The organism is Desulforapulum autotrophicum HRM2, assembly GCF_000020365.1.
In the GTDB taxonomy this organism is placed as follows: domain Bacteria; phylum Desulfobacterota; class Desulfobacteria; order Desulfobacterales; family Desulfobacteraceae; genus Desulforapulum; species Desulforapulum autotrophicum.
Map to the genome: position 1 here is coordinate 3,086,718 of NC_012108.1, position 17,571 is coordinate 3,104,288.

The following is a 17,571-nucleotide window of genomic DNA, read 5'->3' on the forward strand; positions in this document are numbered from 1 at the left end:
TTGCCGTAAATCATGCTAAAGGTAGCGAAATAGTCAAAATAAGTCAATTAAACCAGAATAAAAAATTCCACCGTCATTCCAAGGTGCTTGACATCAGACCCGCCGCCCTATATGAATCATGGTATAAAATTTCACAAGAAGAACAATTCAAGGAGTTGGCCATGGTAATTGATAAATCAACCAAATCAACGGACGATATCCTCCTGATCCTTTGCAAAACGGTTCAAAAAGTATTGCAAAAAGCCTCGGCACAGGAGATATCCTTTTCACCGTTTGTCCAAAAAATAAAACGAACCTGCCTAAAGCCGGACATCGGTTGCTTTACCATCTTTGAAGGCGGAATTTCAGGGCTCCTTGTCATGAATTTCTCCAAAAAGGCGGCCCTTGATATTTACAGAAGCTACATGATCCACATGGGAATGCCCGAGGATGAACTCTCCATTCTCCACACCTCGGATGACGTGGCCAATGTCCTTGGGGAACTGATGAACCAGGTCATGGGTCACTTTCAGACGGAACTGAGAAATGAACTCCACGTGACCATCAAACAGAACCAGCCCAAAATGCTTGTAATCAGCAAGGACATATCCATCTCCATTGATACCCAGATCGATGATCCCCAATATCGACGTGTTTCCTTTGAAACAGAAAAGCACCGTCCTTTTTTTCTGGAACTCGGAATTGAAGACACCGAATTTGAACTTTTGTTCCCCTATGAAAAGGAGGAAGAGGAGGATGTTGAAGAAATCTTCATGGAAGCCAAACGCCGGCACCAGGAGGAGGAAAAGTCAACCAAGGGAGAGGTGGATGAGGCGTTTATCAAAAAAATGGGATTATAAAACGCTGGCTTCACCCATAGTCACTCGGGAAAACGCTCATTTATTTCAACGAACCGTTCCTTCTCAGCCAGAAAGATATCCATCAGCGCTGGATCAAAATGTTTGCCCGACTCCTTTTTGAACAGTTCCATGATCCTGTCCATGGACCAGGCATCCTTGTAACAGCGTTTATGGCTCAAAGCATCAAAGACATCGGCAACGGCTGTGATCCTTCCGTAAATATGAATATCCTCCCGGGAAAGGCCCTGGGGATAGCCTGAACCATCCCATTTTTCATGGTGCTGCCACGCAACAATGGCTGCAGTCTGCAAGATCTGCCGTTTGGAATTTTTCAGAATGTAGTACCCGGTCTCTGCATGGGTCTTGATGATTTCAAACTCTTCTTTTGTCAAACGACCTGGTTTGTGCAGAATCGTTTCTGGAATGCCAATTTTTCCAATATCGTGCATGGGTGACGCAAGCTTCAGCCTTTCGGCACAGGTGGGGTCAATCCCATATTTCTGGGCAAGCAAATAACAGAACTCTGCAACCCGGATCACATGGTTGGCTGTCTCCTTGGATCGTGTTTCAACAATCTCGCCAAGGGTGTAAATCACCTCCTTCTGGGTTTCAACGATTTCCCGGGTCAGGCTCAGATTATCAAACCCGATGCCCACATTGGTGGTGTATATTCTCACAAGATTCTGCTCCACCGTGGAAAGCGTGCTGCATCCGTCAAAATAAAGAAGGCAGCGGGCCCCCTCCTTTGTCTGCACCCCTCCCAGGTATTCATCCCCTGCAAACAGATTTTCTTCCCCATCCCAAACCCTTTGAAACCGAGCCATGAGTTCCGGAGAAAAAACCGCCTGGATGGGCAACCCTTCCTTGTCTTTGAAATCACCCCTGGCGGCAAGGACAATAATGTCCTGTCCACCCGTTGTCGCGGCGTAGAGGCTGGTCTGGCAACAGGCGGTACTTAAATTTAATTTAAGAATACCCTTAAGCTCATCCAGCACACCCGTGGCAAATTGAGACAGGGACCTTGACTCAAACAGACTCGCGTTGGAATGGATGATCCGTTCAAGCCCCTGGCGGTTTGCTTCAATGGTTTTAAGACTCGCATAGGCCCTGAGGGAAGCGGTAACCGCAGTAAAAAGCTTTTGCGCGGTCAATTCTGTTTTGGCCGTATAGTCATTTATGTCATACCGGGTGATCACCTCATGCTCGGGAGCTTTTCCCGGCTGACCTGTCCTTATGACAATGCGGATCAAGTCGTTGTTGAGCTCTTCTCGAATATACTGAACAAGGGCAAGCCCTGTGTTTTCCCGTTCCATGACAACATCGAGCAATATCAGAGCAACATCGTTCTCCCTGGCAAGAATCTCTTTGACATCCGCTCCAGAATAGGCAGCAAGGAGCTCGACCTTGCATCCGTCAAACTGATAACTTGCCAGGGCAATCCGGGTGATCTCATGGACATCGGGTTCATCATCGGCAACAAGAATTTTCCAGGATTTTCCTGGGATACGACCGCTGCCCGGCAAACAAATATCCTCGTCGGCAAACAAAACCATTTCATTGTCAGCTGCCATGTTCAGCTAATTTTTTTCACGTTGAAAATAAAGATCAACCAGGTGTTCTGCAAGCCCGGTGTATTGGGGTACGCTAAGGGCTTTCATCCGCAATCTAAAGTCCTCCGGCACCTTTTCAAGCCCATCGACAAAACCGTCGAGTTCCCGACGTCCGATTCGCTTTCCCCGGGTGAGATCCTTTAACCGTTCGTAGGGATTCTCTTCACCAAAAACCCTCATGGCCGTTTGAAAGGGTTCAGCCAGAAGTTCTGGATTGGCCTCAAGATCACGAACCATGGCCGAGGGATCAACGGCTATCTTGCCCATACCCTTGAGGGCATTCTTGACCCCGATGACATAGTACCCCAGGGCAGATCCAAGGCTTCTCAAAACCGTGCTGTCACTCAGGTCCCTCTGGAATCTTGACTTCTGGAGCTTCACGGCAAGGTGATCCATCATGGCAATGGCAAGGCCCATGTTTCCCTCACTGTTTTCAAAATCAATGGGATTGACCTTATGGGGCATGGTTGAAGATCCTGTCTCCCCCGCTTTGAGCTGCTGCCGGAAATAACCAAGGGAGATGTAACCCCACATATCCCTGTCAAAATCAATGATAATAGCGGCGGATCGAACCAGTGAATGGAGAATAAAGGAAAGGGAAGCATTGGGGTTGATCTGGGTTGTAAACAACAACGGTTCAAGACCAAGGGACTGTCCAAGAAACCGTTCCCCGGCCGATATCCAGTCGATCTCAGGATAGACAAAATAATGGGCATTGTAATTACCCGTTGCACCATTGATCTTGGCCTGGACCGTTGCACCCTGCAGGATGAAAAGTTCATGCCGGATGCGCCAGGCAAAATTGATGAATTCTTTGCCCACCGTCGTCGGGGTTGCAGGTTGACCATGGGTCCTGCCCATCATGGGAACACTTTTGTGTTTAAGTCCCGTCTCCTCAAGGGCCTTAAGCAATGTTTCCAAAAAATCCGCTACGACTTTTTTTCCCTTTTTGAGCATCAGGGCATAGGAAATATTATTGATATCATCGGAGGTACAGGCAAAATGGACCCATTCCTTAAGGGGTGAAAGTCCCGCCGATTCAAGACGTTCCTTGACAAAATATTCAACAGCCTTGACATCGTGGTTGGTTGTTCGTTCAATCTTCTTAACAACTGCCGCATCTGCCTCGGTAAAATCAATGGTAAACCGGTCAAGCTTTTCCAAAAGAAAGGGATCAACCTTGACCAGGGCAAGATCCTTTAAAATAAACTTCAGCCATTCAATCTCGACATATACCCTGTGCTGAATCAGTCCGAATTCGGAAAAAATTTCACCAAGTTCTACCGTCAACGCCTTGTATCTGCCATCAAGAACAGAAAGATCCTTGATACCCACTGTTATCTCCTTGTACACCACCTGCACATAATTAATAAAAAAACGTAAAATTCAATCATCATACTTTTAATGGAAGATGCCTGAACTGTCAATTCTTTTCCATCCAAGGAAAATTATCTAAAACCATTTAACAAAAACGACCCCCAGCTAAGCTTTGTGGGCCTATGGGGTCAAAAAACGATGATTTTCACCACAAAAAGCTTGACAATCCGCCACAACAATAGAATGGTGGTTCTAGCTGATTAAACAACGTTTTTTACTGTTAACCTTTTTTTTGGACGGAGGATAAATTGAGACTTCTAAATCCCAAAGAGGAAAGCTTTAAACACCTGGATCAGGAATCCCAGGATATAATGAAAAAAACCATCGCCTTTTTTGAGGCAAAGGGAAAGACAAAACTCACAGAAGATTACCACGCCAAGGTGTGGTATGGGGATTTTATAGAATTTATCAAAAACGAACGAATCTTTGCAAGGCTTCTCACCCCGGAAGGGTATGGAAAGAAAGACTGCCGGTGGGACACGGCCAGAATCTGCGACTTTAATGAAATTCTTGGATTTTACGGCCTTCCCTACTGGTATACCTGGCAGGTGACCATTCTTGGCCTTGGACCCATCTGGATGGGGAAAAACGAGGAAAAAAAACGAGAAACCGCCCAGCGGCTTGAAGATGGGGATATCTTTGCCTTTGGACTTTCTGAAAAAGAACACGGCGCAGACCTTTATTCGAGCGAAATGACCCTGACCCCAATGGGAGAAGGCACCTACATGGCCGATGGCGGCAAATACTATATCGGCAACGCCAACAAGGCTGGCCTTGTGTCGATATTTGCAAAGGATTCAGACACGGACGAATATGTTTTTTTTACAGCAAATCCCACCCATGCAAACTATGATCTGGTTAAAAATGTGGTGAGCAACCAGTCCTATGTGGCGGAATTCGGCCTCAGTGCCTATCCCGTAACCGAGGCTGACATTCTTTCAAAGGGGGACCATGCCTGGGATTCGGCCCTTAACACCATCAATGTGGGCAAGTACAACCTGGGGTGGGCGGCCATCGGCATCTGCACCCACGCCTTTTTTGAAGCCATCACCCACGCCTCAGAGCGGTCACTTTACGGCAAACATGTTACAGACTTTCCCCATGTAAAACATCTCATGACTGATGCCTGGTCAAGGCTCTTTGCCATGAAACTCTTTGCAAGGAGAAACGCAGACTACATGCGAACCGCCTCAAAGGATGACAGAAGGTATCTTCTCTACAACCCACTGACCAAGATGAAAGTGACCACCCAGGGAGAGGAGGTAATCAACCTTCTCTGGGACGTGATTGCCGCCAAGGGGTTTGAAAAAGACACCTACTTTACAATGGCTGCCATTGAAATAAGGGGACTTCCCAAACTTGAGGGAACAGTCCATGTAAATATGGCACTCATCGTCAAATTCATGGCAAACTATTTTTTTGCCCCTGCCGACATGCCTGATGTTCCCACCATGGATCAGCCGGGCAATGATGACTTCCTCTTTAACCAAGGCACCACCCACGGACTCTCAAAAACCTTGTTCCACGACTTTGAAGCAGCTTACACAAGCCTTGACCTTCCCAACATTGCAGTGTTCAAGGAACAGATAAATGCCCTTAAATCCTTTCTTGTGACGACCCCCCCTGAAAAAAGCCAGACAAAGGACATTGATTTTCTGCTGATTATGGGAGAACTCTTTGCCCTGGTGGTTTACGGACAACTCATCATTGAAAATGCACAGTTAAGAAAGGTTGCAGATGATGTCATCGACCAGATCTTTGACTTCATGGTCCGTGATTTTTCCAAATACGCCCTTCAGCTCTACTCCAAGGAAAGCAGCACACAAGGCCAGATGAAAATGAGCCTTGCCATGATCAAAAAACCAAAAAAAGACCTGGAAAGATTCACCCGTGTCTGGGAAACCCATGTACTTGCCATGAGCAACAGATATGCCATGAATCTGTAAAACCCATTCAATTTGCTTGACAAACAATCGGTTTCTAAAGTATCTTTGCATGATTTTTACACAGGCATCAATAAGCCTATTTGTTTCAGGAGACGGTACATATGGCATTAACAAAAACAGAGATAACAGAGAGATTTCAAAAGGCTCTAGATATTTCAAGAAACACTTCCTACGATATCATGGAGGATTTCCTTGAAATCATAAAAGAGACCCTGGAGCAGGGAGAAGATGTCATGATCAGCGGTTTTGGCAAATTCTGCGTCAATGAAAAAAAAGCCAGGAAAGGAAGGAATCCCGCAACCAGCGAAGAGATGATACTTCCGGCACGTCGGGTGATAACCTTCAAGTGTTCTGGAAAACTTCGAAATCTGATCAACACCTCCGAACAAAAACAAGGATCAACCATGAAGAAAAAGAGACCTGCATAAACCCTGGCAGGCACTGGAATCACATTGATCTTACCAGCCACACGGACCCTGGAATTATTTAGGGTCTGTGTGGCTGTCCTTTTTTAAAGGAAGGGTTATTGCTGTCGATCAGAAGAATTCAGCCGGCAAAACCGGTCTTTTTCAAGGGCAATTGCAGCAAAAGGTAAATCCCGCACACAAAAAGCCCCATATCCCTGACAAGGAGCCAGGATGCAGCCGAGAAAGAAGTGGTTTCAGCAAGGGAAAAACAGCCGCAGTCAAACTGATGGCCACGCAGAAGATTAGTGGCAATGGCCAGAATAAAAACAAATAACAATGTATTGATAATTATCACAGCAGATCTTGGAAAAACACCCACGACAAGGGCCATTCCGGAAAACAACTCAACAAAGGGCAGCACAATTGCAGCAAGGTTGATGATCCAGCCAGGAAAAAGGTAATATCCGTAAATGATGGTGGCAAACCGTCCTGGATCACCAATTTTATTAATAGCAGCGATGACAAAGGTGATGCCCAGGAGAAGCCTCAGTCCCAGGGTCAGCATCTGTTTTTTATCGTGTTTCAACGGTCAATCCTCCCTGTTCCCACTCGGGAAACCCACCTGAAAACACCCTGAGATCGGTGTATCCCAATGTCTCCAGCCGGTCGGCAAAACGATGGCTGTCATGACACTCGCGCCCGGAACAATAGACAATAAGGCAGAGGCCAGGGGGATAATTGACAAAAAAATCTCCGATCATTTGATCATAGTCTGCCATGGGCACTGAAACCGCACCAGGCAGATGCCCCTGATCAAACTGGACCTTTGTGCGAACATCCACAATGGTACATGCCCGATCTTTCACAAACCTTGCCATTGTGTCAAGGTTATTGATCTCCCGGTGGCTATCCACAACCGTATTTTTTTCCTTTGGAAAAACAACCCCGCGGCTCTTATCCCATTGACCCAAAAACGCAATACCTTCATTTGACCAGAAATTAAAGGCAAAGGCTGAACAAAGGGAAATCATGAGAAGAATAACAATGCCTTTGATGTCATGCCGGGTTACCATCATGCGTCCAGGTTGCGACCAAGAATTGCCAGCCTCTGGCTTAAAAGGACAAGGGAAACCCATTGTTCAACAAGCCCTGAAAGGGCTGATAAATCAGCTGAGTCCTTGTGTCGGGAAGCCACCCGATCAAGGGCTGAAATCAATATCTGGTTGCCGGGATCATTCTTAAGTGCCCCTGAAAAATGGGCCGTTGCCTTTTTATAATGCCCCTGGGCCTCATGGACGAGACCCAGTTCTAACGTATAGATTTCCCTGTCAGCCAATGGCTTTGCCCCCTATTTTTCCTTAAACCTGAATACAATTTCATTCTTGCCGGTCATGCCAAGCTCATGGCGTGCCACATGCTCAATATACCCCATATCGGTCTTGAGCCGTTCGATGGTTCTTGCAAGTTCCCTGTTTGCAAGGTCAAGCTTTTTATTTTCACTCTGGATATCAATGATTTCCCGGTTGAGGTGACACCAGTCGTTAAACCCGTTTTCACTGTAGACGATCATGAAAAGAATCACCACCATGACAATGATGGTCGAGAAAAGCAACAGTCGCTGAAAAATAGTTTTCTGCATTAATCCGCCCGGTTATCCAATTCTTGTGCCAGTTGTCCAAGGCCTTTTTTGAAAGTCAAAACAAATGTTCCCGTATAAACAACCACCCCCAGAATCAACATCCCGGCAACCCTCACCAGAAGTGCGGCCTTGGAAATTCCATCCGGAATGAATGAAACCCCATAGGTGACTGAACCATACATTATAACAGAGGCAAAAAGGGATTTGCAAGTCCAAATGCCAATATTTTTCTTCATTAAACGATCCATGGACGACCACACCCCGGGCACGAGAAAAAAAAAGTTCAGGGCAGCAGCAGCCGACACACTTAGGGCTATCCCCCTGTATCCCAGAACCTGACCAAACAGCAAGCCGGCCAGCAGGTTAAACCCAATACCTTTAACACTGGCCCAAAACGGTGTTGCAACATCTGACCGCGCATGGAACAGGGTAACAAAAATACGATTTCCTGAAAAAGCCCAAAGACCCAGGATGAAAAAAAGAAGTGCCGAGGCAGTCTCCTCAACACACAAACGGTCAAAGGCTCCCCGCTCAAAGAGAAGAGAGACCACAGGCACCCTCAGGGCCGCAAGTCCAAACATGGCAGGCAGGGTAACACAGCAGACCGCCTTAACCGCCCTTGCAAAAACACCCGATACAACGGCAGCGGGACCCTGAACTTTTTCCATGGACAGTTCAGGCAAAAGGACAGTAGAAATTGAAACTGCAAAAAGCGCCATGGGAAATTGCACAAGGCGTTCCGCATAGTAGAGAAAAGAGATACTTCCACTGGAGAGTGTTGAAGCCAAAATGGTCGCTACAAACAGGTTTATTTGAAATCCGGCAGCTCCCACAAGGGAGGGAAGCAGCCTTCGTCCGGTCTCAGACATTCCTGGATGATGGAAAGCGGTTCTTTCAAAGAATTTAAACCCCTTCTTCAGCAGAAAGGGAACCTGCAAGAGAAATTGAAAAAGGCCTCCAAGGACCACTCCCAGGGCAAGAGCCAGGGTTGCAGATGAAAACCGAGAACAAAGAAAAAAAGCAGACAGGATGATCGACAGGTTGAACACAATTGGCCCAGCCCCGGGAGCGGCAAACTCTCCCATGGCATTGAGAACCCCCATGGACACGGCCAGAAGTGCAACAATGGCAATATAAGGCATCATAACCCTTATCAGTTGAACAGCCAGATCATAGGTATAAGAATCCGGGGAAAAGCCAGGAGCAATAACCCTGACAACCATGGGCGCAGCAACAATACCGGCAACAACCAGCAGTACACCTGCTGTTGAGACAGATAAAAAACAGGCCCGGGCCATGGCAAAGGCCCGTTTGGGTCCATCTTCAATCAAGCAGGTGGTAAAAACCGGAACAAACGAAAGGGTCAGCATCCCGTCTGAAAAGAACTTCCGCAAAAGATCCGGTATTCTAAAGGCAAGAAAAAAAGCGTCACTTCCCGGGCCAACCCCCAGAAGCCATGCAATAAAGGCATCCCGGACAAATCCAAGCATGCGGCTCACCAGGGTAAGCCCTCCGACAACGCCGGTTTTTTTTAACAGCTGAGACGTTTTTTTCGGCACGACTGAATCCATTTTTCCCCTTGACAAAAGTCATAAATATGAACTAATATAATAATTTAATTATATCAATTCCAAATCAACACATAATACAAATCAAAACAAGGAGCATATCAAAGTTGGCTAACCACAAATCAGCAGCAAAACGTGCAAAGCAGAGCGAAGCAAGACGCCTTAGAAACAAATCTACTAGATCCTCAATGAACACCGCAGTGAAAAAGGTCAGAACGGCAAAAGAGGCAGGCACTGACAATGCAACCGATCTTCTTAACTCTGCAAAATCCCTGATCGCAAAAGCAGCAAAAAAAGGTGTTATTCACCAGAACACTGCCGCACGTAAAATTTCAAGGCTCACCAAAAGCCTGGGCTAAGCGACCTTTAAGCTTCCATAAAAGTTTTTGCAAAAACAGGATTTGTCAAAGCTCCTCACATGACAAATCCTGTTTCTATTTCAACCGTTCTTAAAACCCATCCCTCATCTGGTCAACGATTCGTTCTGAAACCCTGGTGGCTATTCGTTCAATGGCCTCTGCCTTGGCCGCCTCATCCAGGAGATTGAAACTTGTTACCGTAAAGACCTCTTTTGCTGAAAAATTGTGCACAGACCAAAGTGTCTCTCCGTTGGCGTCAACCATATCAAGATCAATCACAGCACTCACCTGACGTTCCACGACCTCATCATCTGCTGTCCGGGTAAAGGCAGCAATGGTTATGGACCGGATGGTTCCAGTGATGACTGCATCCGCCCCATTTCTTTCAACAACCATGGCGCTGCTCTTTTGAAGGAGTTCTTTCATCAGGGAGGAGGTAAATGTTGTTTCTGCGCCGCTTTCAAAACTTTGGTTCTCAAACATGGTCACGGCAACCCGTGTAACCTTACCCGGGAGAGTCCCGCCGTTTGAAAGGGTATAGCCGCAACCTGAAAGAATAAAAACCAGTGCCAGAAGGCCCCTAATCACAAACCTATCGTTCATCATCTTTATACCACGATGTTTACAAGTTTTTTCTTCACAACAATCACCTTTTTAATGGTTTTGCCTTTGATGTATTTCTCAACCTGTTCATCGGCAAGGGCTGCTTTACGAATAAAGTCATCGGACACAGCCGCATCAACAGAAAACTTCGATCGCAATTTGCCGTTCACCTGCACCACAATAAGGATTTCATCGGTTAAAAGTGCATCCTTTTGATAATCAGGCCAGGGTTGATCAACGATGGACGGTCCATGTCCCAGGATAGACCAGAGTTCTTCACAAAAATGGGGAACAATGGGAGAAAGAAGCAGGACAATGTTCTCTATACAAAAAAGAGCAACCTCACCCATATCTGTCTGATCTGGATCAAGATCAGCTGAGTACATGGCGTTGACAAGTTCCATGACAGCAGAAATGGCCGTATTGAAATGAAAACTTTCCTCAATATCATCGGTTACTTTTTTAATGGTCTGATTAGCCTTGATAAAGAGTTTTTTGGGCTCCCCTTTAAGGTCTGCAACAACACCTGAATAGGGTAAAAGGTCTATGTAGGTGGATTTACAGCGATCCGCAAGCCGCCACACACGGTTAATGAATCGATTGCATCCTTCCACCCCGTCGTCGTTCCACTCAAGGTCTTTTTCAGGAGGCGCAGCAAAGAGGCAGAAAAGTCTCGTGATATCTGCACCGTATTGATCAAGCAGTGCATTGGGATCAATTACGTTTTTCTTTGACTTGGACATCTTGATGACCCGGCCCACTTCAACATCAGAATTGCACCGTTTGCAAATGACCTTATCATTGACCGTTTCTGCATCGTCAGGATAAATAAAGCCATGCTCGGGACAGGTCAAAGTCTCCTTACAGACCATTCCCTGGGTGAGAAGCCGCTCAAAGGGTTCCTTAAAATCGATCAATCCCAGGGTGTTGAGCACACGCATGAAATAGCGCGAGTAGAGAAGGTGGAGTATGGCATGTTCTACCCCGCCGATATACTGATCCACAGGCATCCAGTAGGCAACGGCAGCAGGGTCAAACATGCCCTTATCATACCGTGGACTGCAATATCTTGCAAAGTACCAGGAGGACTCGACAAAGGTGTCCATGGTGTCTGTTTCACGCCTTGCATCGGCTCTGTTGCACACAGGACAGTTCACCCGTGCAAACCCATCAAGGGTAGCCAGGGGAGAGCCGCCATTGTCAAGAAGGGCCGCATCCTCGGGAAGAACCACCGGAAGGGTTTCTTCCTTGACCGGAACAATACCGCAATCCGGGCAATGGATGACCGGAATCGGCGTACCCCAATAGCGCTGGCGGGAGATTCCCCAATCCCTCAGACGGAAACTCACCGTGGTTTTACCCAACCCCTTATTTTCAAGCCAGCGGGTAATGGCACCCATGGCCTCAAGGTTACCAAGCCCGGAAAATTCTCCTGAATCGGCAAGGGTTCCCTGGCCTGTATAGGCCTCAATCATGGTGGCAGGGTCAAGGGGTTCACCCGGGGGTTGGATCACAACCTTGATGGGAAGCCCATACTTTCGAGCAAAATCAAAATCACGCTGATCATGGGCCGGAACAGACATGACCGCTCCCGTTCCATACTCCATCAGGGCAAAATTAGCCGTATAGATGGGCATTTTTTCACGGGTTACAGGATTAATACACCAGGCCCCGGTAAAAACGCCCTCTTTTTCATACTTTTCAAGGGCGATTGACGAACGCTCCTGATTGAGCACTCTTGTGGTGAATTCAGTTACGGCCGCAGCCTGATCCGTCCCCCTTGACAGGGTTTCCACAAGGGGATGTTCCGGCGCAAGACACATGAAGGTTGACCCAAAAAGGGTGTCCGGGCGGGTTGTAAAGACGGGAATATTCTCATCTATTCCCTGGATGGGAAATCGGATCTCAGATCCCTGGCTCTTGCCGATCCAGTTCTTCTGCATCAAGGTGACATTGTCGGGCCAGCCCGGAAGCTTGTCGCAATGAACCAGCAGATCCTCGGCAAAGTCGGTAATCCTGAAGAACCACTGCCACAGCTTTTTCTGCTGCACAGGTTTACCGCACCGCCAGCACATATCCTGCTCCACCTGCTCATTGGCAAGCACCGTCTGGCAGTGATCGCACCAGTTGACATAGGACTCTTTCCGGTAGACCATGTCCTTGTCCAGCATTTTCAAGAACAACCACTGCTCCCAACGGTAATATTCAGGCCGGCAGGTGGCAATCTCCCGGTCCCAGTCGTAGGAAAACCCCATTCGTTTGAGCTGCCGACGCATGGTTCGAATGTTTTCATAGGTCCAGGCAGCAGGATGGGTGTTGTTGTCAATGGCGGCATTTTCAGCGGGCATACCAAAGGCGTCCCACCCCATGGGGTGAAGCACATTAAACCCCTTCATGCGTTTGTAACGGACAACCACATCTCCGATGGTATAGTTTCTGACATGCCCCATATGAATTTTTCCCGAAGGATAGGGAAACATCTCCAGCAGATAATATTTCGGCTTTGACCCATCTTCAGTTGCCTTAAAGGTCTGGTGCTGATTCCAATACGCCTGCCAAAGCGGCTCAACTTTTTCCGGGTTGTATCGCTCCTCCATAATCCTTTGATCACCTCCGCGTAATCGGGAAGGGGGTTCACACCCTGTCCCCGTATGTCCAATCTCCAATCTAAATATTCATCTAGAGCAAAATTTAAAATTGAGCCCTGTATGCTGAAAAAATTCATAAATGGCACAATCTTCGTTAAATAGCAAGACTGCTCATTCCCTGACAAGATAAAATAAATTGACTTGAGACGACTGATCGAATAGTTTAAAGAGTTATAAAAAAAATCAATAACCCTGATTAATCCTGAATTAATTAATCCTGAATTAAATATAGATAACAGGAGGAGGCCAAAGGCACACTTAATGACAACCAAGATACTTATCAACGCCCTGGATTCTGACGAGTGCAGAATCGTTCAAATCAAAGACAATAAACTGGAAGGATTTCATATTGAGACAGCCGCCAGGAAAGTGACCCAGGGCAATATTTACAAGGGGGTCATCACCCGTGTAGAGCCAAGTCTTCAGGCGGTTTTTGTCGATTACGGTACGGAAAAAAATGGTTTTTTGCAAAAGCAGGAAATCCACAGCGACTATTTTCTGGACAATGACTCTGGAGACAGAAGCTTTTCCAAACTTGTCAAAAAGGGGCAGGAGCTCATTGTTCAGGTCACCAAGGACCCGATCATGCACAAAGGTGCAATGCTCACCACCTTCATATCCCTGCCCGGACGACTGTCTGTGTTCATGCCGGGAAGCTCCACCCGCGGGGTTTCAAGACAGATCGATGATGAGGCAGAACGAAGACGTCTCAAGGAGATCACCGAGAAATTAAAACTCCCCGAAGGGTTCGGACTTATCGTGAGAACAGCCGGCCTGGATGCCACAAAGACCATGTTGACCAACGACACCCGCTACCTCATGCGGGCCTGGAAGGAAATCAACAAAAAGGCGGTTAATGAGCCCACACCCTCTCTGCTTTACAAAGAACAAAACCTTGCCGTTCGATCCCTCAGGGACTACTTTACCGCAGATATAACAGAAATTCTCATTGATGATCCAGACGTATATAAAGAGGTAAAGGACTTCATGAAAGTCATTGCCCCAAAACAAGAAAAGATCGTCAAACCGTACAAAGGTGAGAAACCGATCTTCACTAAATACCAGATCGAAGAACAGATTGCATCGATTTTTGAAACAAAGGCCCTGCTAAAGTCAGGCGGTGCCATTGTGATCGACCAGACCGAGGCACTTGTCGCAATTGATGTCAATTCAGGAAAATCCACCGGACGAAAAAACATTGAACAGACTGCCTTTCACACCAATATCGAGGCAGCCGAAGAGGTGGCGAGACAGTTGAGACTCCGGGATATGGGCGGTTTAATTGTAATTGACTTCATCGACATGAAAGAAAAAAAACACAAGGCTGAGGTCACCAAAACCCTGAAAAGATTTTTAAAATCCGACAAGGCCAAGACCAAGGTTGGCGGAATATCAGCCTTTGGTCTGGTTGAGATGTCCCGGCAAAAGATCAGATCGGCCATCACCTTTGGCAGTTTTGAAACCTGTAAGCACTGCAAGGGAAGGGGCCTTGTACCCAACACTGAAACCCTGGGCCATGCCTTGTTAAGAAAACTAAGCCTTGAAACCATAAAGGCAGAGAATAAAACGGTAAAGGCATTGGTGCCTGAAAAAGTGGCCTCTTACCTTCTCAACAAAAAAAGGGAAGAACTCGTAAATATTGAGGCAAAACGCAACGTCACCCTGGTGATTGAAAGTGATGATTCTTTGCTTTTAGGGGAGAGTAGAATCGTATGTGACGCTTGACATACATTTCAGTTTTGTGTATCTGAAACAGTCGCGACCTGATTTATCAAGGAGGAGTCATGCCTCGAGCACTGAAAAGAAACAGGGCAAAATGGTTTTACGTCTTGATTATTGCTTTATTTGCAGTTCTCGGACTGATGCTCTGGGTCGGGGACAGACTAATGCCGGAGAAAAAAGAGTCAACCATGGCAACACAGGTTACCCCAAGCCCCGTTCAATCGGGGAATGGTCCTTCAGTGGTAAGTGGCACCATTGAACAACTCCCGGAAATTGACTTCTCCAAACTTGAAAAGGCAAACGAACTCACACGGATGATGGACAGGAGAAAACAGGAGCTTGGCATTGGCAAGAGCCTTGATATGATTGTGGGGTCAGACGAAGCCTTCAAGGTCGGCAGAACCATCGTATACATGAAGGACATTCTCAAAAAGAGTCTCCTCACAAAGAACCGGGTCGTTGGGGAGACCATAGAGGCATCTGGAGCAGTTGTTCCTGAGTCGACTTCCGAATACGGCATCCATGTTGTCCGGAAGGGAGACAACATCTGGAATATCCACTTTGGAATTCTTCAGGATTACTACAAAGCTCGGGGAGTACCCATCTCAAACAAGGCAGATGAACCAAGGAACGGTGGGCTCAGCTCAGGCATAGGAAAGCTACTCAAATTTTCAGAAACCATTGTAACCATTTACAACATCCTTGATGAGGACGTTGCAAAGGACATCAACCTTCTGGAACCCCTGAGCAAAATTGTTGTTTATAACATGACAGAAGTATTTTCTCTTTTACAAGAGATAGACTATGACAATGTGGATCGAATCCGGTTCGATGGCGAGGCCATCTGGATTCCCGCACAACAGCCCGATAAAAAGGCTATGAACTAAGGAGGTTTTTTTTGATAAATACAGCATTTGCAATGGGACAGTCAGGAGCACAGGGTGGTCAGGCAGGTGGATTTACAGCGTTTGTACCCCTGATACTCATGTTCGTAATTTTCTATTTTCTGCTCATCAGACCCCAGCAGAAAAAAGCCAAAGAGCACCAGAACATGATCAACAGCCTTAAAAAAGGGGACAGGGTCATCACCTCGGGTGGCATACACGGCACCATCGTCTCCCTTGATGAGACCACCATCAACCTTGAGATCTCGGACAACGTTAAGATCAAGATTAATCGAGGCAATGTGGGAACGGCACTGCAAGGGTCAACCCCCCGTAAAAAAGATAAAAAAACAGATAAATAAACCAAATTCCAGGAGCAATCAGATTGAAGATACTTACATGGAGAGGAACCCTGATCACGTCAATACTGGCTATAGCACTGGTATATCTTCTTCCCACCGTCTGTCCGGACTGCTGGCCCCACAAGAAGATCAACCTGGGCCTTGACCTCCAGGGCGGAATGAACCTTGTTCTTGAAGTTCAAAGCGAAAAAGCCGTTGAAACGACCCTTGAACGAACTATTCACGAACTGAAAAAAGAACTGCGGGACGGGGATGTCAAGCACAGTGGCATTTCATTGAATGCCGGCAACACCATCACGGCGGTCCTTTCGGGTAAGGAGAACATTGACGGCTTCAACAAGATCCTTTCCGAAAATTTTAATACCCTGATGATCAACTCCACACAAAAGCAGGGAGAGGCGACCACCATGGTCCTGAAACTGCCGGACAAGGAGCAGGAATCCATCCGTAAGATGGCCACTGAGCAGGCCCTTGAGACCATCAGAAACCGAATTGACGAATTTGGCGTAAGCGAGCCTGACATCAGAATCCAGGGTGAAAACCGAATCCTGGTACAACTCCCAGGCGTCACAGATACCCAGCGGGCAAAGGATCTCATCGGTAGAACTGCAAGGCTCAACTTCCAGCTTGTTGATGAAACGGGTGATGTGGCATCAGCCCTCAAGGGCACGCCACCTCCGGGAGACAGTATCCTTTACCAGGTGAAGACAAATCCCCAGACCGGCCAGACAATAAAGACCCCCTTTCTCATCAAGAATCGGGTACTCCTTGACGGCAGTTCCCTGACCGACGCCCGGGTGATGATTGATTCCCAGTACAACGAGCCCTATGTGGGCATCGAGTTTGATCGAAAAGGGGCCAGACTCTTTGAACGTATCACAGGGGAAAACATCAAAAAACGTCTGGCAATCGTCCTTGACAAGACCGTTTATTCGGCCCCGGTGATCCAGGACAGGATTGCGGGGGGAAAGGCGCGTATAACGGGAAATTTCACCACTGAAGAGGCAAGAGATCTTGCCATTGCCCTCAGGGCCGGTGCCCTGCCCGCCCCTGTAAAAATCCTTGAAGAACGCACCGTCGGACCCACCCTTGGGGCAGACTCCATTCGCATGGGCATTGTTTCCATGATTGTCGGCGGTCTCCTGGTCATTATTTTCATGGCCATCTATTACAAGGGCTCCGGCCTTATAGCAGACTTTGCCCTTATCATGAACATCATTCTCATAGGCGGGGGACTTGCCGCATTCCAGGCCACCCTGACCCTTCCGGGAATTGCAGGTATTATTCTGACCATTGGAATGGCGGTTGACGCCAACGTCATCATTTTTGAACGAATCAGGGAAGAGCTCTTTTCTGGAAAGACACCTGCGGCTTCAGTCAAGGCTGGCTTTGAAAGGGCCACCCTTACGGTGCTTGATGCCAACGTGACCACCCTTATCGTTGCCGTGGTTCTCTTCCAGTTTGGAACAGGACCGATCAAGGGATTTGCAGTCACCCTGGGCCTTGGCATTGTTGCAAGTCTTTTTACAGCCCTTGTGCTGTCAAAGAGTTGCTTTGATTTTTTCATATCTGGAAAAAAGGTGTCCACCTTAAGTATTTAAAAGGAG

Annotated in this window: 17 protein-coding genes; 8 read left to right on the forward strand and 9 right to left on the reverse strand. The window is 47.2% G+C overall.

Features of this window, described 5'->3' with window-relative positions; translation table 11 throughout:
• Positions 1 to 161 precede the first annotated feature (161 nt).
• A complete protein-coding gene (locus HRM2_RS13405; RefSeq protein WP_015904562.1) occupies positions 162 to 839 on the forward strand; it encodes a DUF3334 family protein in 678 nt (225 codons plus the stop codon).
• A 20-nt stretch (positions 840 to 859) separates the two neighbouring features.
• Here the strand turns inward: HRM2_RS13405 and HRM2_RS13410 are convergent, their stop codons facing one another.
• Together HRM2_RS13410 and purB are read right to left on the reverse strand one after the other, a co-directional pair.
• Entirely contained in the window at positions 860 to 2,410 is a 1,551-nt protein-coding gene (locus HRM2_RS13410; protein ID WP_015904563.1) for a DUF3369 domain-containing protein, read from the reverse strand.
• A gap of 6 nt (positions 2,411 to 2,416) precedes the next feature.
• Complete coding sequence (gene purB / locus HRM2_RS13415; protein ID WP_148214625.1) at positions 2,417 to 3,784, reverse strand: adenylosuccinate lyase; 1,368 nt, start codon at positions 3,782 to 3,784, stop codon at positions 2,417 to 2,419.
• A gap of 290 nt (positions 3,785 to 4,074) precedes the next feature.
• On the opposite strand from purB, the gene HRM2_RS13420 reads away from it, so the two are divergent.
• Together HRM2_RS13420 and HRM2_RS13425 are read left to right on the forward strand one after the other, a co-directional pair.
• A complete protein-coding gene (locus tag HRM2_RS13420; RefSeq protein WP_015904565.1) occupies positions 4,075 to 5,772 on the forward strand; it encodes an acyl-CoA dehydrogenase family protein in 1,698 nt (565 codons plus the stop codon).
• A 101-nt stretch (positions 5,773 to 5,873) separates the two neighbouring features.
• Positions 5,874 to 6,200, forward strand: coding sequence for an integration host factor subunit alpha (locus tag HRM2_RS13425; RefSeq protein ID WP_015904566.1), 327 nt, complete (start codon positions 5,874 to 5,876; stop codon positions 6,198 to 6,200).
• A gap of 118 nt (positions 6,201 to 6,318) precedes the next feature.
• Here the strand turns inward: HRM2_RS13425 and HRM2_RS13430 are convergent, their stop codons facing one another.
• The 5 genes from HRM2_RS13430 to murJ are packed head-to-tail and all read right to left on the reverse strand — an operon-like array spanning position 6,319 to position 9,389.
• On the reverse strand, positions 6,319 to 6,765 hold the full coding sequence (locus HRM2_RS13430; protein ID WP_015904567.1) for a MauE/DoxX family redox-associated membrane protein: 447 nt from the start codon (positions 6,763 to 6,765) through the stop codon (positions 6,319 to 6,321).
• Positions 6,752 to 7,255, reverse strand: coding sequence for a rhodanese-like domain-containing protein (locus tag HRM2_RS25295; protein ID WP_187149250.1), 504 nt, complete (start codon positions 7,253 to 7,255; stop codon positions 6,752 to 6,754). The genes HRM2_RS13430 and HRM2_RS25295 overlap by 14 nt, the downstream gene beginning before the upstream one ends.
• Complete coding sequence (locus tag HRM2_RS13440; protein ID WP_015904569.1) at positions 7,252 to 7,515, reverse strand: hypothetical protein; 264 nt, start codon at positions 7,513 to 7,515, stop codon at positions 7,252 to 7,254. The genes HRM2_RS25295 and HRM2_RS13440 overlap by 4 nt, the downstream gene beginning before the upstream one ends.
• Positions 7,516 to 7,527: 12 nt before the next feature.
• Complete coding sequence (locus HRM2_RS13445; protein WP_015904570.1) at positions 7,528 to 7,818, reverse strand: FtsB family cell division protein; 291 nt, start codon at positions 7,816 to 7,818, stop codon at positions 7,528 to 7,530.
• On the reverse strand, positions 7,818 to 9,389 hold the full coding sequence (gene murJ / locus HRM2_RS13450; RefSeq protein WP_015904571.1) for a murein biosynthesis integral membrane protein MurJ: 1,572 nt from the start codon (positions 9,387 to 9,389) through the stop codon (positions 7,818 to 7,820). Before murJ ends, HRM2_RS13445 begins: the two co-directional genes overlap by 1 nt.
• A gap of 104 nt (positions 9,390 to 9,493) precedes the next feature.
• Here murJ and rpsT point away from each other — a divergent pair, with 104 nt between their 5' ends.
• Positions 9,494 to 9,745 carry a 30S ribosomal protein S20 gene (gene rpsT / locus HRM2_RS13455; RefSeq protein WP_015904572.1) on the forward strand — a complete coding sequence of 84 codons (252 nt, stop codon included), beginning with the start codon at positions 9,494 to 9,496 and terminating at the stop codon, positions 9,743 to 9,745.
• A 90-nt stretch (positions 9,746 to 9,835) separates the two neighbouring features.
• Here the strand turns inward: rpsT and lptE are convergent, their stop codons facing one another.
• Both lptE and leuS read right to left on the reverse strand, forming a co-directional pair.
• On the reverse strand, positions 9,836 to 10,351 hold the full coding sequence (lptE, locus tag HRM2_RS13460; RefSeq protein WP_015904573.1) for an LPS assembly lipoprotein LptE: 516 nt from the start codon (positions 10,349 to 10,351) through the stop codon (positions 9,836 to 9,838).
• A 2-nt stretch (positions 10,352 to 10,353) separates the two neighbouring features.
• Positions 10,354 to 12,945, reverse strand: a complete 2,592-nt coding sequence (gene leuS / locus HRM2_RS13465) for a leucine--tRNA ligase (RefSeq protein ID WP_015904574.1) — start codon at positions 12,943 to 12,945, stop codon at positions 10,354 to 10,356.
• A gap of 312 nt (positions 12,946 to 13,257) precedes the next feature.
• Here leuS and HRM2_RS13470 point away from each other — a divergent pair, with 312 nt between their 5' ends.
• Genes HRM2_RS13470 through secD form a run of 4 tightly spaced genes read left to right on the forward strand, consistent with a single transcriptional unit; the run spans position 13,258 to position 17,565 of the window.
• On the forward strand, positions 13,258 to 14,721 hold the full coding sequence (locus HRM2_RS13470) for an Rne/Rng family ribonuclease (protein WP_015904575.1): 1,464 nt from the start codon (positions 13,258 to 13,260) through the stop codon (positions 14,719 to 14,721).
• Positions 14,722 to 14,780: 59 nt separating this feature from the next.
• Positions 14,781 to 15,605, forward strand: a complete 825-nt coding sequence (locus HRM2_RS13475) for a hypothetical protein (RefSeq protein ID WP_015904576.1) — start codon at positions 14,781 to 14,783, stop codon at positions 15,603 to 15,605.
• A gap of 11 nt (positions 15,606 to 15,616) precedes the next feature.
• The gene (gene yajC, locus HRM2_RS13480) at positions 15,617 to 15,964 is read left to right on the forward strand and encodes a preprotein translocase subunit YajC (protein ID WP_015904577.1); all 348 of its coding nucleotides are present in this window, start codon (positions 15,617 to 15,619) and stop codon (positions 15,962 to 15,964) included.
• A 23-nt stretch (positions 15,965 to 15,987) separates the two neighbouring features.
• Complete coding sequence (gene secD, locus HRM2_RS13485) at positions 15,988 to 17,565, forward strand: protein translocase subunit SecD (protein ID WP_015904578.1); 1,578 nt, start codon at positions 15,988 to 15,990, stop codon at positions 17,563 to 17,565.
• Positions 17,566 to 17,571 lie beyond the last annotated feature (6 nt).